Here is a 16,487-nt window from a genome sequence, read left to right as displayed (position 1 = left end):
GCTCTCTTTCGGGAATGGTCGACGGACGGGCGGGGGCTGACGGCGCGTCAGCCGACCGCGCCCTCCATCTGCAGCTCGATCAGCCGGTTCAGCTCCAGCGCGTACTCCATCGGCAGCTCGCGGGCGATCGGCTCGACGAAGCCGCGGACGATCATCGCCATCGCCTCGAATTCGGTCATGCCCCGGCTCATCAGGTAGAACAGCTGGTCCTCGGAGACCTTGGAGACGGTCGCCTCGTGGCCCATCGACACGTCGTCCTCGCGGACGTCCACGTACGGGTAGGTGTCCGAGCGGGAGACGGTGTCCACCAGCAGCGCGTCGCACAGCACGTTGGACTTGGCGCCCTTGGAGCCCTCGCCGATCTCGATCAGGCCGCGGTAGGAGGTCCGGCCGCCGCCGCGCGCCACCGACTTGGAGACGATGTTGGAGGAGGTGTTCGGCGCCATGTGGACCATCTTCGCGCCGGCGTCCTGGTGCTGGCCCTCGCCCGCGAAGGCGATCGACAGCGTCTCGCCCTTGGCGTGCTCGCCCATCAGGTAGACGGCCGGGTACTTCATGGTGACCTTGGAGCCGATGTTGCCGTCGATCCACTCCATGGTCGCGCCCTCGTACGCCACGGCGCGCTTGGTGACCAGGTTGTAGACGTTGTTCGACCAGTTCTGGATGGTCGTGTAGCGGCAGCGGCCGCCCTTCTTGACGATGATCTCGACCACCGCGGAGTGCAGCGAGTCCGAGGAGTAGATCGGCGCGGTGCAGCCCTCGACGTAGTGGACGTAGGCGTCCTCGTCGACGATGATCAGCGTCCGCTCGAACTGGCCCATGTTCTCGGTGTTGATCCGGAAGTAGGCCTGGAGCGGGATGTCCACGTGCACGCCCTTCGGCACGTAGATGAACGAGCCGCCGGACCACACCGCGGTGTTCAGCGCGGCGAACTTGTTGTCGCCGGCCGGGATGACGGTGCCGAAGTACTCCTTGAAGAGCTCCGGGTGCTGCTTGAGCGCGGTGTCGGTGTCCAGGAAGATGACGCCCTGCTCCTCCAGGTCCTCGCGGATCTGGTGGTAGACGACCTCGGACTCGTACTGGGCGGCCACGCCGGCGACCAGGCGCTGCTTCTCCGCCTCCGGGATGCCCAGCTTGTCGTAGGTGGCCTTGATGTCGGCGGGCAGGTCCTCCCAGGACTCGGCCTGCTTCTCGGTGGAGCGCACGAAGTACTTGATGTTGTCGAAGTCGATGCCCGACAGGTCGGAGCCCCAGGTCGGCATGGGCTTCTTGCCGAACAGCTTGAGGCCCTTGAGGCGGAGGTCGAGCATCCACTCGGTCTCGTTCTTCTTCGCCGAGATGTCGCGGACCACGTCCTCGCTCAGGCCGCGCTTGGCGGCGGCGCCGGCGGTGTCCGAGTCGGCCCAGCCGTACTCGTACGTGCCCAGGCCTTCGAGCTCGGGGTGTGCGATGTCAGTCATGCGAGGTTCCTCCGCGCGGACGAGCCGTTCTCGATGGGGGACGTACCGGCAGTCGGCGCGGCACCGGGCGTCCGGGGGGACGACGGTGCGGCACCGGATGCCGGCACATACGTGGTGCAGACCCCGTCGCCGTGGGCGATGGTGGCCAGCCGTTGCACATGGGTACCCAGAAGCTGCGAGAAGACCTCGGTCTCCGCCTCGCAGAGCTGCGGGAACTGCTCGGCGATGTGCGCGACCGGGCAGTGGTGCTGGCAGAGCTGGGCGCCCGCCGGTGCGGCGGGCGCAGCGGCGGCGGGCGGAACGCGCCGCACCGTGGCAGCGTACCCGTCGGCACTGAGCGCCTCGGCCAGTGCCTCGGCGCGCTGTTCGGCGCCGGCCTGGTCGAGGGCGTCCTGGTACTTGAGGCCCTGCTTGGCGAGCCGGGCCCGGGCGAAGGCGGCGACCGCCTCCTCGCCCGCGCTGCCGCCGCCGGCCGCGTCCGAGATCCAGCGCAGCGCGTCGGCGGCGAGCTGGTCGTACGCCTGGTAGAAGGCGCTGCGGCCGCTGTCGGTCAGGGCGAACACCTTGGCCGGGCGGCCGCGGCCGCGACTGCCGTGGACCCGCTGCTCGCGGGACTCCACCAGCCCGGCGGCGGCCAGGCCGTCCAGGTGGCGGCGGACCGCGGCGGAGGTCAGGCCGAGGCGGCCGGCCAGGTCGGCGGCCGAGGAGGGCCCGTGGTCCAGGATCGAACGGGCGACCCGGTCCCGGGTCGCCCGGTGGCCCTCGGCGAGGGCCTCCGACGCCGCCGCGGGCACGGCGCAGCCGGGAGCCTCGGGCTCCCGGTGCTGGGCGTCGTGCTCGCGGATGTTTTTCACAACACGATTGTTGCTTAATTCGTCCGGCGGAAACAAGCCGTGACCCACGCCTCACCGGTGTCGTCCATCACGAAAGGCAAGCCTTACCTGAAAGGGGCCGTGAGCTGCTCCTAGACTCGCCGCTATGCATGCAGACCCCGCCGTCGAGGTGACCGGACTGGTCAAGCGGTACGGCGACAAGACCGCCGTGGACGGGCTGAGCCTGGCCATCGCCCGCGGTACCGTCACGGCGGTGCTGGGCCCCAACGGGGCCGGCAAGACCACCACGATCGAGACCTGCGAGGGCTACCGCCGCCCCGACGCGGGCACCGTCCGGGTGCTGGGGCTGGACCCGGTGGCGCAGGCCGGGCGGCTCAAGCCGCGGATCGGCGTGATGCTCCAAACGGGGGGCGTGTACGCCGGGGCGCGCGCCCTCGAAATGCTCCGGCACACCGCCGCGCTGTACGCGGACCCGCTGCCCGTCGGCCCGCTCGCCGAGCGCCTGGGCCTGGACTCCTGCGGCCGCACCCCCTACCGCCGGCTCTCCGGCGGCCAGCAGCAGCGCCTGGCCCTGGCGATGGCCGTGGTCGGCCGCCCCGAGCTGGTCTTCCTGGACGAGCCCACCGCCGGCCTCGACCCGCAGGCCCGGCGCGCCACCTGGGAGCTGGTCACCGAGCTGCGCGCGTCCGGCGTCACCGTCGTCCTCACCACCCACCGGATGGACGAGGCCGAGCAGCTCGCCGACGACGTCGCGATCGTCGACCGCGGCCGGGTGATCGCCCAGGGCTCCCCCGACGAGCTGCGCGGCACCGACGCCCGGCTGCGCTTCGACGGCCCGCCCGGCCTCGACCTGGCCGCGCTGCGCAAGGTGCTGCCCGACCGCGCCGCCGTCACCGAACCCGCCCCCGGCTCCTACCGGGTCGAGGCCGAACTCGACGCCGCCCTGCTCGCCGCCGTCACCGGCTGGTGCGCCGCGGCCGGGGTGATGCCCGACAAGCTCGCGGTCCAGCGCCGCAGCCTCGAAGACGTCTTCCTCGACCTGACCGGACGTGACCTGCGATGACCGCCACCGACCTCACCCCCCGCCCGGGCGCCGCCCCGGTCGGCCGGATGCTGCTCGCGCAGACCGCCCTGGAGACCAGGATGCTGCTGCGCAACGGCGAGCAGCTGCTGCTCACCGTGGTCATCCCGACCGTGCTGCTGGTGCTGTTCTCCGCGGTCGACGTGGTCGCCGTGGACGGCCCGGGCCGGCGGGTCGACTTCCTGGCCCCGGGCCTGCTGGCGCTGGCGGTGATGTCCACCGCGTTCACCGGGCAGGCCATCGCCACCGGCTTCGAGCGCCGCTACGGCGTGCTCAAGCGGCTGGGCGCCACCCCGCTGCCGCGCTGGGCGCTGCTGGCCGCGAAGACCGGCTGCGTGCTGGTCACCGAGCTGCTCCAGGTGCTGCTGCTGTCCGCGATCGCGCTGGCGCTGGGCTGGTCCCCGCACGGGAACCCGCTGGCGGTGCTGCTCCTGCTGGTGCTGGGCACCGCCGCGTTCTCCGGCCTGGGCCTGCTGATGGCGGGCACCCTGCGGGCCGAGGCCACGCTGGCCGGCGCCAACCTGGTGTTCGTCCTGCTGCTGCTGGCCGGCGGCGTGGTCGTCCCGCTGTCGAGGTTCCCGGACGCGGTGCGCCCGGTGCTGGAGCTGCTGCCGATCTCGGCGCTCTCCGACGGCCTGCGCTCGGTCCTCCAGCTCGGCGGCGGCGTGCCCTGGTCCGACCTCGGCGTGCTGGCCGGCTGGTCGGTGCTGGGCCTGGCCGCCGCGGCCCGGTTCTTCCGCTGGGAGTGACGTCCGCCACCGGCCGCCGGGAGTGACGCGCGGCACCGTTCTCCCGGGGCCGGGGCGCCGCGTAAGCCCGCCTACGATGGTCCGGTGACCAACCCGCTCTCCCTCCTCGCCGACCGCTGGCACCCGACCACCCGGACCGTCCGCCGGGCGGCGCTGACCGCACTGGTGATGAGCGTGGTGATCGTGGTGACCGGCGGCGCCGTCCGGCTGACCGCCTCCGGCCTGGGCTGCACCACCTGGCCGCGCTGCACCGCCGAGAGCCTGACGCCGACGCCCGAGATGGGCATCAACGGCGTCATCGAGTTCGCCAACCGGATGCTCACCTACGTGCTGTGCGCGGCGGTCGGCTGGTTCATCCTGGCGGCCCGCTGCGCCAAGCCGTGGCGGCGCCCGCTGACCCGGCTCGGCTGGGCGCAGTTCTGGATGGTGATGAGCAACTCGGTGCTGGGCGGCATCACCGTCCTCACCGGCCTGAACCCGTACATCGTGGCGGCGCACATGGTGGCCGCGATGGGCCTGGTCTGGGTCGCGGTGCTGTCCTGGGAGCGCGCCGGGGAGGGCGACGGCCGGCCGCGCGCCCTGGTCGCCGAGCCGATCCGGCTGCTGGCCCGGGTCCTGGTGGCGGTGATCGGCCTGCTGGTGCTGGCCGGCACGCTGGTCACCGGGGCTGGCCACCACCCGGGGGCCTCCGCCAAGGACGGCAAGCCGGTGTACCGCATCCCGGTCGACTACGACCGCCTGGTCCAGGCCCACGCCGACCTGGTGTTCCTCTCGGTGGGCCTGACGCTGGCCGCGCTGCTGGTGTTCGCCGCGGTCAAGGCCCCGCCGGCCGCCCGGGCCCGGGTGCGGGAGCTGTTCGTCCTGCTGCTGCTCCAGGGCGTGCTCGGCTTCGTGCAGTACTTCACGGACGCGCCGGAGCTGATGGTCGGCCTGCACATGCTGGGCGCCGCGCTGATCTGGGCCGCCGCGCTGCGCGTCCCGCTGGCGCTGCGCAGCCGGGCCGGCGTGCCCGCGCAGGCCGGCGCACCGGCCGCCGAACTGGTCGGCTGACCCGCGTCACCACCCGTCCCGGCGCGGGACCTCCGCCCGCACGGGACGGACGCGGCCCGGCCTCGCAGCGGGCGCCGGGCGAGCGACCGCGGGTCGACCGCACCGTGACGACCGTGACGACCGGGATGCCGCGACGGCCGGAGCGGGCCGGCCCCGCCGAACGCGCAGGAGCGCGGACGGCTGTCCGCGCTCCTGTGGAAACTCCCCGTCCCGGACGGACGGCCCCGGCCGGTCAGACCTGGATGCCCGCCATCCGCTTCCACTCGTACGGGCCGGTCCGCACCTTGAGGCCCAGCTCGCCGTCGAACTCGTCGTGCAGGGTGAGCCCGGCGAGCTCGGCGGCCCGCAGGCCGATCGCGTAGCTCGGCGCGACCTGGTCGCCCCAGGTGCCGTCGGCGCCGACCAGGACGATCCGGGTGGCGATGGAGCCGACGTACTCGACGACGCCCTCGGCGCTGCCGCCGTGCTGCGCGGCGAAGCTGCTGAGGTGCTTGGCAATGCGCTTGGCGCGGCGCTCGGCGCGGGCGTCCGGCGCGGTGGTGGTGGCGGTCTCCGCGGTGGTCATGCCCGCATGCTACCGACCGGTAGCGCAGCTGGCGACGGCAGCGCGCTGTGCCGGCGGCCACACGTCCGCCACGGGCAGCGCGCCGGCCCCCGCGTAGGCCCGGGCGAACTCGGCCGCCTCCGGGCCGGGCCGGGCGATCCGGCGGATCCGCTCCAGCCGCAGCCGCAGCGCGAACTCGCGCTGTTCGGGCGGCAGCCCGGCGGGCAGGTGGAGCAGGTCGAGCAGCCGGTCGGAGAACTCCTGGGTGCGCCAGGCCGCCGCCAGCCGGCGCTCCTGGTAGCCCTCCAAGGCCGCCCCGCCGCCCTCGCCGTCGCCGCCCTCGGCGCGCAGCTCCGCCAGCAGCGCCCCGGCCAGGTCGGCGGCGTCGGCGACCGCCGAGTTGAGGCCCTTGGCGCCGGACGGGGTGACGGTGTGCGCGGCGTCCCCGGCCAGCAGCAGCCGCCCGTGCCGCATCCGGCGGGCGACCCGGCCGCGCATCCGCAGCACCCCGGTCTCCAGCAGCTCCCCGGGCCGCGGGTCGCCGCCGCCGAGGCCGAGGCGCCGGGCCAGCTCGGCCCGGATCCGGTCCGGCGGCCACCCCTCGACCCGCTCCCCCGCGGGCACCTCCAGGTAGAACCGCCCGACATCGGCGGTGCGCGGCATCATCCCGGCGTACCCGTCCGCGTGCACCGCGTACCGCACCGCCGCCACCGGCCGGTCGATCCGGGCCAGCACCGTGAGCCAGTCGTACGGGTAGCGCCGCTCCGGGCCCGCCGCGCCGTCCGGGAAGGCGGCGGCGACCACGCCGCGCGCGCCGTCGCAGCCGACCGCGTACCGGGCCCGCAGCTCGCCGCCGGCGGTGCGCAGCACCGGGTGCCCGGCGCGGTCCGGCGCCACCGCCAGGACCGGCGAGCCGAAGGCGATCGTGCCGCCGTCGCGCTCGTAGGCGGCGATCAGGTCGCGCACCAGCAGCTGCTGCGGGTACACCCAGTGCCGCACCCCGCCGGAGAGCGCGCCGTAGTCGACCACCACCCGCTCGCCCAGGCAGCTGATCTCGCACCGGCCGTGCCGCTCGCCCTCCGCGGCCAGCCGGTCGGCCAGGCCGAGCGCGCGCAGGTACTCGACCACCCGGTGCTCCAGCACCCCGGCCCGGGCGGTGGCCTCCAGCTCGGCCCGGGACAGCCGCTCGTGCACCGCCGCGTCCACCCCGGCCCGGCGCAGCGCGTGCGCGAGGACCAGCCCGGCGGGCCCGGCGCCGACGATCGCGACGGTGGTGGTGCGGGGCGTCATCGGCGGCCTCCAGCTGCTCCCCGCGCGCCCGGTGCGCCCGGCGGTCGCCTGGCAACCTAACACTGACGCGGCGTCAGCCCGCCGCCGGGCGGCGGTGCCCGGGCGCGGGTGAATACTGTCCGGGTGAACGATTTCCGTGGCTGGCCGGCCGAGGCGCTGGAGTTCTACGAGCACCTGGAGGCCGACAACTCGAAGACCTTCTGGGCCGCGCACCGCGCGGTGTACGACGAGGTCGTGCGGGCCCCGATGGAGGCGCTGCTGGCCCGGCTGGAGCCGGAGTTCGGGCCGGGGAGGATCTTCCGGCCGCACCGGGACGTCCGGTTCTCGGCCGACAGGTCCCCGTACAAGACGCACATCGGCGGGTACCTGGAGTCCGGCGGCTACGTGCAGCTGTCCGCCGACGGGCTGGCCTGCGGGCTGGGCTACTACCGGCTGGCGAGCGACCAGTTGGCGCGCTACCGGGCCGCGGTGGCCGAGGACGTGCCGGGGGCCGAGCTGGAGCGGGTGGTGGCCGGCGTCCGGGCGGCCGGGCCGCAGGTGGTCGGGCGGGACAGCCTGAAGACCGCGCCGCGCGGCACCGCCAAGGACCACCCGCGGATCGAACTGCTGCGCCACAAGGGCCTGGTCGCCTGGCAGGAGTGGGAGCCCGCGGCCTGGCTGGGCACCGCGCGGGCGTACGACCGGATCACCGGCTTCCTGCACGCGGCGGCGCCGCTGCACGCCTGGCTGGAGAACCACGTCGGCCCCAGCGAGCTGCCGCCGCGCTGAGGCCGAGGGGGTGTGCGGGGGGCGTCAGCCCACGAAGGGGTCGATCGCCACGACCAGGAACAGCAGGGTCAGGTAGGTGATCGACCAGTGGAACAGCCGCATCTCCTTGAGCTTGGCGCCCACGATGCCGGCCTTCGCGCGCGACTGGAGGGCGTAGGCCTCCTTCATCCACAGCGCGCCGAGGACGGCGGCGGTGGTCGGGTACAGCCAGCTGGTGTGCGCGGCGGGCCACAGCAGCAGCGAGGTCGCCACCATCACCCAGGAGTAGGCGACGACCTGCTTGGCGACGCCGATGTTGCCGCGGATCACCGGCAGCATCGGCACGCCGGCCTTGGCGTAGTCGTCGCGGACCTTCATCATCAGCACCCAGGTGTGCGGCGGCGTCCAGAAGAACACCACCAGGAACAGCACCACGGCCGCCCAGGACAGCGAGTCCGTCACCGAGGACCAGCCGACCAGCACCGGCATGCAGCCGGCGATGCCGCCCCAGACCACGTTCTGCGAGGTGCGCCGCTTGAGGCCCAGGGTGTAGACGAACACGTAGAACAGCAGGGCGCCCAGGGCGAGCGCCGAGGAGAGCCAGTTGACCAGCAGGCCGAGCCAGAGGGTGGAGACCGCCGCCAGCACGACGCCGAAGACCAGCGCCTCGCGCGGGGAGACCATGCCGGTGACGATCGGGCGCCGCTCGGTGCGCGACATCACCGCGTCGATGTCGCGGTCGATGTACATGTTGAGCGCGTTGGCGCCGCCCGCCGACAGGTAACCGCCGACCACCACCGCGAGCACCCGCCACAGGTTGGGCACCCCGCCCTGGGCCAGGAACATCACCGGGACCGTGGAGATCAGCAGCAGTTCGATGATCCGGGGTTTGGTGAGGGCCACGAAGGCCCCGACGCGGGCCCCGAACGGCCGGGGCGCGGTCCTCGTCCCTACCACCACCCCAGCGGGGCGGGATTCGACGGCGGTCACGGACACCTCAACAGTCGATGAACTTCCACAGGCGACCCGGAGACCCGCAGGGTGCCCGCCGTCCGCTCTGCGCGTACCACGCAACCATAGACGTTCCATATCTCCCGATCCGCCCCGGGGTCCCCCGGCGAGCCGCGTCCGCTCCCGTCTTGCCCCTCGGACGGGCAAACCCTCCCTGGAGGGGTGAAGGTAGGACAGACGAGTTGACGGCCCGGCAGGGGGAATGCGACGCCTCGGACCCACGTTGCCCGGCACAGAGGGTGAGGTGCCCCGCTAACGGTAGGCTCGCACAGAGAAGCGGGATCAACCCTCCGTGATCGGCACCAGCCACAGCGGCGTGGCCGACCGGTCCCCTTCACGGGGTCACACTTCACAGAATCCGGAAGGAGCCCTGAGTCAGGGTGAGCACCACGCGGAACGTTTTTGAGTGGAGCGAGTTGGACCAGCGGGCCGTCGACACGGCCCGGGTCCTGGCCATGGACGCCGTGCAGAAGGTGGGGAACGGACACCCCGGCACCGCCATGTCCCTGGCCCCCGCCGCCTATCTGATCTTCCAGCGCTTCCTGCGCCACGACCCGACCGACCCGGCCTGGGTCGGCCGCGACCGCTTCGTGCTCTCCCCCGGGCACACCTCCCTCACGCTGTACACCCAGCTGTTCCTGTCCGGCTACGGGCTGTCGCTGGACGACCTGAAGTCCTTCCGGGTCGCCGGCAGCCGTACCCCCGGCCACCCGGAGCACGGCCACACCGCCGGCGTCGAGACCACCACCGGCCCGCTCGGCCAGGGCATCGGCAACGCGGTCGGCATGGCGATGGCGGCCCGCTACGAGCGCGGCCTGTTCGACCCGGAGGCCGCGGCCGGCGCCTCGCCGTTCGACCACACCGTCTGGGCGATCGTCTCCGACGGCGACCTGGAGGAGGGCATCTCGGCCGAGGCGTCCTCGCTGGCCGGCCACCAGAAGCTGGGCAACCTGGTCGCGCTCTACGACGACAACCACATCTCGATCGAGGGCGACACCGAGACCGCCTTCTCCGAGGACGTGCTGGCCCGCTACGAGGCGTACGGCTGGCACGTCCAGCGGGTCGCCCCGAAGGCCGACGGCGACATCGACGTGCCCGCCCTGGCCAAGGCCCTGGAGGCCGCCCGGGCCGAGACCGGCAAGCCGTCGATCGTCGCGATGCGCACCATCATCGCCTGGCCCGCGCCGAACGCCCAGAACACCGGCAAGGCGCACGGCTCGGCCCTCGGCGACGCCGAGATCGCCGCCACCAAGAAGGTGCTGGGCTTCGACCCGGACAAGACCTTCGAGGTCACCGACGAGGTGCTCGCCCACACCCGCGAGGTGGTCGGCCGCGGCCAGCACGCCCGCGCCGCGTGGGAGGGCCGGCTCGCCGACTGGCGCGCCGCGCAGCCCGAGCGCGCCGCCGAGTTCGACCGGATCCAGTCCGGCGAGCTGCCCGACGGCTGGGAGAAGGCCGTCCCGGTCTTCCCGGCCGGCAAGGACGTCGCCACCCGCAAGGCCTCCGGCGACACCCTGAAGGCGCTCGGCAAGATCGTCCCCGAGCTGTGGGGCGGCTCCGCCGACCTCGCCGAGTCGAACCTGACCACCATCGACGAGGAGTCGTCCTTCCTCCCGGAGGGCAACCCGCTCAAGAGCGCCTCGCCGTACGGCCGGACGATCCACTTCGGCATCCGCGAGCACGCCATGGGCTCGATCATGAACGGCATCGCGCTGCACGGCCGCACCCGGATCTACGGCGGCACCTTCCTGGTGTTCTCCGACTACATGCGCCCCGCGGTCCGGCTCGCCGCCCTGATGAAGCTGCCGGTCACCTACGTCTGGACGCACGACTCGATCGGCCTCGGCGAGGACGGCCCGACCCACCAGCCGATCGAGCACCTGGCCGCGCTGCGCGCCATCCCCGGCCTGGCCGTGGTCCGCCCGGCGGACGCCAACGAGACCGCCGTGGTGTGGCGCACCCTGCTGGAGCGGCAGACCAGCCGCCCCGGCCCGGTCGGCCTGGCGCTGACCCGGCAGGGCGTGCCGACCTACGACCGCGAGGTGTTCGGCTCCGCCGAGGGCGCGGCCAAGGGCGGCTACGTGCTGGCCGAGGCCGCCGGCGGCGTGCCGAAGGTCATCCTGATCGGCACCGGCTCCGAGGTGCAGATCGCCGTGGCGGCCCGCGAGGTGCTGGAGGCCGAGGGCGTCCCGACCCGGGTGGTCTCGCTGCCCTCGGTGGAGTGGTTCCGCGAGCAGGACCAGTCCTACCAGGACAGCGTGCTGCCGCCCGACGTCAAGGCCCGGGTCTCGGTCGAGGCGGGCATCGCCCAGGGCTGGCGCGAGCTGGTCGGCGACGCCGGCCGGATCGTCAGCCTGGAGCACTTCGGCGCCTCCGCCGACTACAAGGTGCTGTACGAGGAGTTCGGCCTCACCGCCGAAGCGGTCACCACCGCCGCCCGTGCCTCGCTGCGCACGGTCGAAGCCGTCTCGCGCTGACGCGCTGATCCGCCCGGCCCGGGGTATCCGCACTGCCCCGGGCCGGCGCCCCGGACTCCCCACGCACGCCCGAAGAGAAGAGAAGAGGGACTGAGCACCATGACCGACGCATTGAACCGCCTCAGCGAAGCAGGCGTGGCGATCTGGCTCGACGACCTGAGCCGCGAGCGCCTGAACTCCGGCAACCTGGCCGAGCTGGTGCAGGAGAAGCACGTCGTCGGCGTCACCACCAACCCGACCATCTTCCAGAAGGCCATCGGCGGCGGCAGCGCCGCCTACGACGGCCAGCTGACCGACCTCGCGGTGCGCGGCGTCACCACCGAAGAGGCCGTCCGCATGATCACCACCTCGGACGTGCGGGACGCCGCCGACGTGCTGCGCCCGGTCTACGACGCCTCCAACGGCCGCGACGGCCGGGTCTCCATCGAGGTCGACCCGCGCCTGGCGCACCGCACCGACGCCACGGTGGCCGAGGCCAAGCAGCTCTGGTGGCTGGTCGACCGCCCGAACGTGCTGATCAAGATCCCCGCCACCATGGGCGGCCTGCCCGCGATCAGCCAGGTGCTCGCCCGGGGCATCAGCGTCAACGTCACGCTGATCTTCTCGCTGGAGCGCTACAAGGCCGTCATCGACGCCCACCTGACCGGCCTGGAGCAGGCCAAGGCCGCCGGCCTGGACCTCTCGCAGATCGAGTCGGTCGCCTCGTTCTTCGTCTCCCGGGTCGACACCGAGATCGACAAGCGGCTGGACGGCGTCGGCACCGCCGAGGCCAAGGAGCTGCGCTCCAAGGCCGCGCTGGCCAACGCCCGCCTCGCCTACCAGGCGTACGAGGAGGTCTACGGCTCGGTCGACGGCGGCAAGCCCGCCTCGGCCCGCTGGGCGGCCCTGGAGGCGGCCGGCGCCAAGCCGCAGCGCCCGCTGTGGGCCTCCACCGGCGTCAAGGACCCGAACCTGCCGGACACCCTGTACGTGACCGAGCTGGTCGCCCCGGGCACCGTCAACACCATGCCCGAGGCCACCCTGGACGCCACCGACGACCACGGCGAGGTCACCGGCGACACCATCACCCCGAACTACGCCGACGCCAAGGCCGTGCTCGACGCGATCGCCGCCGCGGGCGTGGACTACGACGACGTGGTCCAGGTGCTGGAGGACGAGGGCGTGCAGAAGTTCGAGGCGTCCTGGACCGAGCTGCTCGACACCGTCAGCGCGGCGCTCGCCGCGCACGACAAGAAGAACTGACCCCTGCTCACGAACTGACGCAACGGAAAGCGGAGCACACCACAGTGAGCAACACCCAGCCGTACCCGGATGTGGAGGGCACGGAGCCGGCCGCGGGCGACACCCCGGACCGGCCCGTCAACCCGCTGCGCGACCCCGCCGACCGGCGGCTGCCGAGGATCGCCGGCCCGTCCGGCCTGGTGATCTTCGGGGTCACCGGCGACCTCTCGCGCAAGAAGCTGATGCCGGCGGTCTACGACCTCGCCAACCGCGGTCTGCTGCCGCCGGGCTTCTCGCTCGTCGGCTTCGCCCGCCGCGAGTGGGAGGACGAGGACTTCGCCAACGAGGTGCACGACGCCGTCAAGGAGCACGCCCGCACGCCCTTCCGCGAGGAGGTCTGGGAGCAGCTCGCCAAGGGCATGCGCTTCGTCCAGGGCGACTTCGGCGACGACGACGCCTTCGACACCCTGCGCCGCACGATCGAGGACCTCGACCGGGCGCAGGGCACCGGCGGCAACTTCGCGTTCTACCTGTCGGTGCCGCCGAAGTTCTTCCCGACCGTGGTCCAGCAGCTCAAGAAGCACGGCCTGACCGACCCGGCGCCGGGCTCCTGGCGCCGGGCGGTGATCGAGAAGCCGTTCGGCCACGACCTGGCCAGCGCCCAGGAGTTGAACCGGATCGTCCACGAGGTCTTCCCCCGTGACGAGGTCTTCCGGATCGACCACTACCTGGGCAAGGAGACCGTCCAGAACATCCTGGCGCTGCGCTTCGCCAACCAGATGTTCGAGCCGATCTGGAACCGGTCGTACGTCGACCACGTGCAGATCACCATGGCCGAGGACATCGGCATCGGCGGCCGGGCCGGCTACTACGACGGCATCGGCTCCGCCCGCGACGTCATCCAGAACCACCTGCTCCAGCTGATGGCGCTGACCGCCATCGAGGAGCCGGCGTCCTTCCACCCGAAGGCGCTGGTCGCCGAGAAGCTGAAGGTGCTCAGCGCCGTCAAGCTCCCCGCCGACCTGGGCGCGCACACCGTGCGCGGCCAGTACGCGGCCGGCTGGCAGGGCGGCGAGGAGGTGCTCGGCTACCTGGACGAGGACGGCATCGACCCCGAGTCCAAGACCGACACCTTCGCCGCCATCAAGCTGGAGATCAACAACCGCCGCTGGGCGGGCGTCCCGTTCTACCTGCGCACCGGCAAGCGGCTGGGCCGCCGGGTCACCGAGATCGCGGTGGTCTTCCAGCGGGCCCCGTACCTGCCGTTCGACTCCTACGCCACCGAGGAGCTCGGCCAGAACGCCCTGGTGATCCGGGTCCAGCCGGACGAGGGCGTCACCGTGCGGTTCGGTTCGAAGGTCCCCGGCACCGCGCTGGAGGTCCGCGACGTCACGATGGACTTCGCCTACGGCGAGTCCTTCACCGAGTCCAGCCCGGAGGCGTACGAGCGCCTCATCCTGGACGTCCTGCTCGGCGACGCGAACCTCTTCCCGCGGCACCAGGAGGTCGAGCTGTCCTGGCAGATCCTCGACCCGATCGAGCAGTACTGGGAAGCCAACGGCAAGCCCGCGCAGTACCCGGCCGGCACCTGGGGCCCGGTCGAGGCGGACGAGATGCTCGCACGAGACGGCAGGAGCTGGCGCCGGCCATGAAGATCGACCTGACGGACACCACGTCCAGCAAGATCAACGCAGCCCTGATGAACGCCCGGCGGGAGAGCGGCTCGACCGCCGCCGGCATGGTGCTGACCCTGGTGATCGTGACGGACGAGGGCAGCGCGTACGACGCGCTCAAGGCCGCCAACGACGCCTCCCGCGAGCACCCCTCGCGCATCCTGGCCGTCATCAAGCGGGCCGGGCGCTCGCCCCGCGCCCGGGCCGAGACCCGGCTCGACGCGGAGATCCTGGTCGGCACCGACGCGGGCAGCGGCGAGACCGTCATCCTGCGCATGCACGGCGAACTCGCCGCGCACGCCCAGTCCGTGGTGCTGCCGCTGCTGCTGCCGGACGCCCCCGTGGTGGTCTGGTGGCCGGACAACGCGCCGCTCAACCCGGCCCAGGACCCGCTCGGCGCGCTCGCCCAGCGGCGGATCACCGACGCGGTGACCGCCGAGTCCCCGGTCGGCCAGCTCGCCCAGCGGGCGGCCGGCTACACCCCCGGCGACACCGACCTCGCCTGGACCAGGATCACCGGCTGGCGCTCCATGCTGGCCGCCGCCCTGGACCAGCGCGACGTCACGATCACCGGCGCGGTGGTCGAGGGCGAGTCCTACAACCCCAGCGTCGAACTGCTCGGCCTGTGGCTGAACAACCGGCTGCGCGTCCCGGTCGAGCGGGTCGTCACCGGCGGCCCCGGCATCACCGCGGTGCGGCTGCACACCGAGGACGGCGACATCACGCTCGACCGCCCCGACGGCCTGCTCGGCACGCTCTGCATGCCCGGCGCGCCCGACCGGATGGTCGCCCTCAAGCGCCGCGACACCGCCGAGCTGATCGCCGAGGAACTGCGCCGCCTCGACCCCGACGACATCTACGCCACCGCCGTCCGCACCCCGGTCGACCGGCTGCGCGAGCGGATCGCCGGAGTCGAGCACGCGGGCCCCGGCGGCACCGTGGAGGCCGCGGCCCCCGCGGCCGCGGAACCGGACGCCAAGGTCGTCGAGGCCGCCGTCGCCGCCCCGGCCCGGGTCAGCGCCAAGCTGCCCGGCAAGGCCGCCCCGGCCAAGAAGGCGGCCCCCGCCAAGAAGGCCGCGACGGCCAAGAAGGCCGCGACGGCCGAGAAGACCGCCCCGCGCAAGCGGAGCGGCCAGTGAGCACCGACCGGGTCCTGGTCCACCGGGACGCGGCGCTGCTCGCCCAGGCCGCCGCCGCCCGGCTGCTCACCGCCGCGGCCGACGCCCAGGCCGCCCGCGGCACTGCGCACCTGGTGCTCACCGGCGGCCGCAACGGCAACGCCCTGCTGGCCGCGCTCGCCGCCCACCCGGCGCGCGACGCGGTCGACTGGGCGCACGTCGACCTGTGGTGGGGCGACGAGCGCTACCTCCCGGCCGGCGACCCGGAGCGCAACGCCGTCCAGGCCGCCGCGTTCCTGGACGCCGTCCGGCCGCTCGGCGCCCGGGTGCACGAGATGCCCCCGGCCGACGGCACCACCACCGCCGAGCGGGCCGCCGAGCGCTACGCCGCCGAACTGGCCGCGGCCGCCGCCCCCGGCGAGCGGCTGCCGCTGTTCGACGTCCTGCTGCTGGGCGTCGGCCCGGACGCGCACGTCGCCTCGCTCTTCCCCGGCCACCCCGGCACCGAACGGAGCGACGGCACGGTCATCGCCGTCCACGACTCCCCCAAGCCCCCGCCCACCCGCCTCTCCCTCACGCTCCCCGCCCTGCACCACGCCCGCCAGGTGTGGCTGCTGGCCGCCGGCGAGGACAAGGCCGACGCGGTCGCCCTGGCCCGCACCGCCCCCGACGCCACCACGGCCCCGGCCGGCGCGGTCACCGGCACCGAGCGGACCCTGTGGCTCCTCGACGAGAAGGCGGCGGGAAAGCTCGCCTGACGCACCGGCGCGAAAAGGAGCCGCCCACCCGGAGGACTCTCCGGGTGGGCGGCTCTTCTCGTACTGCCGTGCGCTCAGATCTCGCCGCGCAGCTTGGCCAGCGCCTCGGCGAGGATCGCCTCGCCGTCGGCGTCGGTGCGGCGCTCGCGGACGTAGGCGAGGTGGGTCTTGTAGGGCTCGTTGCGGGCCGGGGCGGGCGGGTTGTGCTCGTCCTGGCCGGCGGGGAAGCCGCAGCGCGGGCAGTCCCATGTGTCCGGGATCGCCGCCTCGGCGGCGAAGCTGGGGCGGGTCTCGTGCTTGTTGGCGCACCAGAAGGAGATGCGGTTGCGCGGGGCGGATTCACCGCGCTCCGCCTCGCCCATCGGGCCGGCGCCGACTCGGCTGCCTCGGATCGCGTTGCCACTTGCCACGGTCTGACTCCCTGCGTGCTGGTGCCGTCCGGCCGCGGCTGGGCGGACGGTGGCGAAGTCGTCCT

15 protein-coding genes are annotated in these 16,487 nt (G+C 73.5%); 9 read left to right on the top strand and 6 right to left on the bottom strand.

Translation table 11 applies throughout. From position 1 onward, the window contains the following. Nucleotides 1-47: 47 nt before the first annotated feature. On the bottom strand, nucleotides 48-1,460 hold the full coding sequence (sufB, locus tag ACIP60_RS29430) for a Fe-S cluster assembly protein SufB (RefSeq protein ID WP_100840246.1): 1,413 nt from the start codon (nucleotides 1,458-1,460) through the stop codon (nucleotides 48-50). Next, complete coding sequence (locus ACIP60_RS29425; protein ID WP_400689878.1) at nucleotides 1,457-2,314, bottom strand: helix-turn-helix transcriptional regulator; 858 nt, start codon at nucleotides 2,312-2,314, stop codon at nucleotides 1,457-1,459. Before ACIP60_RS29425 ends, sufB begins: the two co-directional genes overlap by 4 nt. 124 nt (nucleotides 2,315-2,438) lie before the next feature. Between ACIP60_RS29425 and ACIP60_RS29420 the strand changes: the two genes are divergently transcribed. From ACIP60_RS29420 to ACIP60_RS29410, 3 genes are all read left to right on the top strand, one after another. Beyond that, entirely contained in the window at nucleotides 2,439-3,356 is a 918-nt protein-coding gene (locus ACIP60_RS29420) for an ABC transporter ATP-binding protein (RefSeq protein WP_400689875.1), read from the top strand. After that, complete coding sequence (locus ACIP60_RS29415; protein ID WP_400689872.1) at nucleotides 3,353-4,123, top strand: ABC transporter permease; 771 nt, start codon at nucleotides 3,353-3,355, stop codon at nucleotides 4,121-4,123. Before ACIP60_RS29420 ends, ACIP60_RS29415 begins: the two co-directional genes overlap by 4 nt. 84 nt (nucleotides 4,124-4,207) lie before the next feature. Then, the gene (locus tag ACIP60_RS29410) at nucleotides 4,208-5,173 is read left to right on the top strand and encodes a heme A synthase (protein WP_400689869.1); all 966 of its coding nucleotides are present in this window, start codon (nucleotides 4,208-4,210) and stop codon (nucleotides 5,171-5,173) included. Between the two features lie 232 nt (nucleotides 5,174-5,405). On the opposite strand, the gene ACIP60_RS29405 is transcribed toward ACIP60_RS29410, so the two are convergent. Further along, a complete protein-coding gene (locus tag ACIP60_RS29405) occupies nucleotides 5,406-5,738 on the bottom strand; it encodes a hypothetical protein (protein ID WP_282202815.1) in 333 nt (110 codons plus the stop codon). 9 nt (nucleotides 5,739-5,747) lie between these two features. Beyond that, nucleotides 5,748-7,007, bottom strand: coding sequence for an FAD-dependent monooxygenase (locus ACIP60_RS29400; RefSeq protein ID WP_400689865.1), 1,260 nt, complete (start codon nucleotides 7,005-7,007; stop codon nucleotides 5,748-5,750). Nucleotides 7,008-7,130: 123 nt separating this feature from the next. Here ACIP60_RS29400 and ACIP60_RS29395 point away from each other — a divergent pair, with 123 nt between their 5' ends. Then, entirely contained in the window at nucleotides 7,131-7,775 is a 645-nt protein-coding gene (locus ACIP60_RS29395; RefSeq protein ID WP_400689863.1) for a DUF2461 domain-containing protein, read from the top strand. Nucleotides 7,776-7,799: 24 nt separating this feature from the next. Here the strand turns inward: ACIP60_RS29395 and ACIP60_RS29390 are convergent, their stop codons facing one another. Continuing rightward, complete coding sequence (locus ACIP60_RS29390; protein ID WP_400689860.1) at nucleotides 7,800-8,744, bottom strand: heme o synthase; 945 nt, start codon at nucleotides 8,742-8,744, stop codon at nucleotides 7,800-7,802. A 401-nt stretch (nucleotides 8,745-9,145) separates the two neighbouring features. On the opposite strand from ACIP60_RS29390, the gene tkt reads away from it, so the two are divergent. From tkt to pgl, 5 genes are all read left to right on the top strand, one after another. Beyond that, nucleotides 9,146-11,242, top strand: coding sequence for a transketolase (gene tkt, locus ACIP60_RS29385; protein ID WP_400689858.1), 2,097 nt, complete (start codon nucleotides 9,146-9,148; stop codon nucleotides 11,240-11,242). Between the two features lie 99 nt (nucleotides 11,243-11,341). Further along, the gene (gene tal / locus ACIP60_RS29380; RefSeq protein ID WP_400689855.1) at nucleotides 11,342-12,484 is read left to right on the top strand and encodes a transaldolase; all 1,143 of its coding nucleotides are present in this window, start codon (nucleotides 11,342-11,344) and stop codon (nucleotides 12,482-12,484) included. 71 nt (nucleotides 12,485-12,555) lie between these two features. Continuing rightward, nucleotides 12,556-14,115, top strand: a complete 1,560-nt coding sequence (gene zwf / locus ACIP60_RS29375; RefSeq protein ID WP_282206612.1) for a glucose-6-phosphate dehydrogenase — start codon at nucleotides 12,556-12,558, stop codon at nucleotides 14,113-14,115. After that, on the top strand, nucleotides 14,112-15,275 hold the full coding sequence (gene opcA / locus ACIP60_RS29370; RefSeq protein ID WP_400689852.1) for a glucose-6-phosphate dehydrogenase assembly protein OpcA: 1,164 nt from the start codon (nucleotides 14,112-14,114) through the stop codon (nucleotides 15,273-15,275). The genes zwf and opcA overlap by 4 nt, the downstream gene beginning before the upstream one ends. Continuing rightward, nucleotides 15,272-16,012 (top strand): 6-phosphogluconolactonase, encoded by a 741-nt coding sequence (gene pgl, locus ACIP60_RS29365; protein ID WP_400689849.1) that lies wholly within the window; start codon nucleotides 15,272-15,274, stop codon nucleotides 16,010-16,012. Before opcA ends, pgl begins: the two co-directional genes overlap by 4 nt. A gap of 74 nt (nucleotides 16,013-16,086) precedes the next feature. Here the strand turns inward: pgl and ACIP60_RS29360 are convergent, their stop codons facing one another. Continuing rightward, nucleotides 16,087-16,374, bottom strand: a complete 288-nt coding sequence (locus ACIP60_RS29360; protein ID WP_014138616.1) for an RNA polymerase-binding protein RbpA — start codon at nucleotides 16,372-16,374, stop codon at nucleotides 16,087-16,089. Nucleotides 16,375-16,487 lie beyond the last annotated feature (113 nt).

The organism is Kitasatospora sp. NPDC088783 (assembly GCF_044750705.1).
GTDB lineage: Bacteria > Actinomycetota > Actinomycetes > Streptomycetales > Streptomycetaceae > Kitasatospora > Kitasatospora fiedleri.
Note: the sequence above shows the minus strand (reverse complement) of the source record. Positions and strands in the feature narration are given on the sequence as shown.

Coding starts and splice junctions, on each gene's coding strand:
- tal (WP_400689855.1), top strand. CDS start 11,342: ATGACCGACGCATTGAACCGCCTCAGCGAAGCAGGCGTGGCGATCTGG.
- ACIP60_RS29400 (WP_400689865.1), bottom strand. CDS start 7,007: ATGACGCCCCGCACCACCACCGTCGCGATCGTCGGCGCCGGGCCCGCC.
- opcA (WP_400689852.1), top strand. CDS start 14,112: ATGAAGATCGACCTGACGGACACCACGTCCAGCAAGATCAACGCAGCC.
- ACIP60_RS29405 (WP_282202815.1), bottom strand. CDS start 5,738: ATGACCACCGCGGAGACCGCCACCACCACCGCGCCGGACGCCCGCGCC.
- ACIP60_RS29415 (WP_400689872.1), top strand. CDS start 3,353: ATGACCGCCACCGACCTCACCCCCCGCCCGGGCGCCGCCCCGGTCGGC.
- ACIP60_RS29420 (WP_400689875.1), top strand. CDS start 2,439: ATGCATGCAGACCCCGCCGTCGAGGTGACCGGACTGGTCAAGCGGTAC.
- ACIP60_RS29360 (WP_014138616.1), bottom strand. CDS start 16,374: ATGGGCGAGGCGGAGCGCGGTGAATCCGCCCCGCGCAACCGCATCTCC.
- sufB (WP_100840246.1), bottom strand. CDS start 1,460: ATGACTGACATCGCACACCCCGAGCTCGAAGGCCTGGGCACGTACGAG.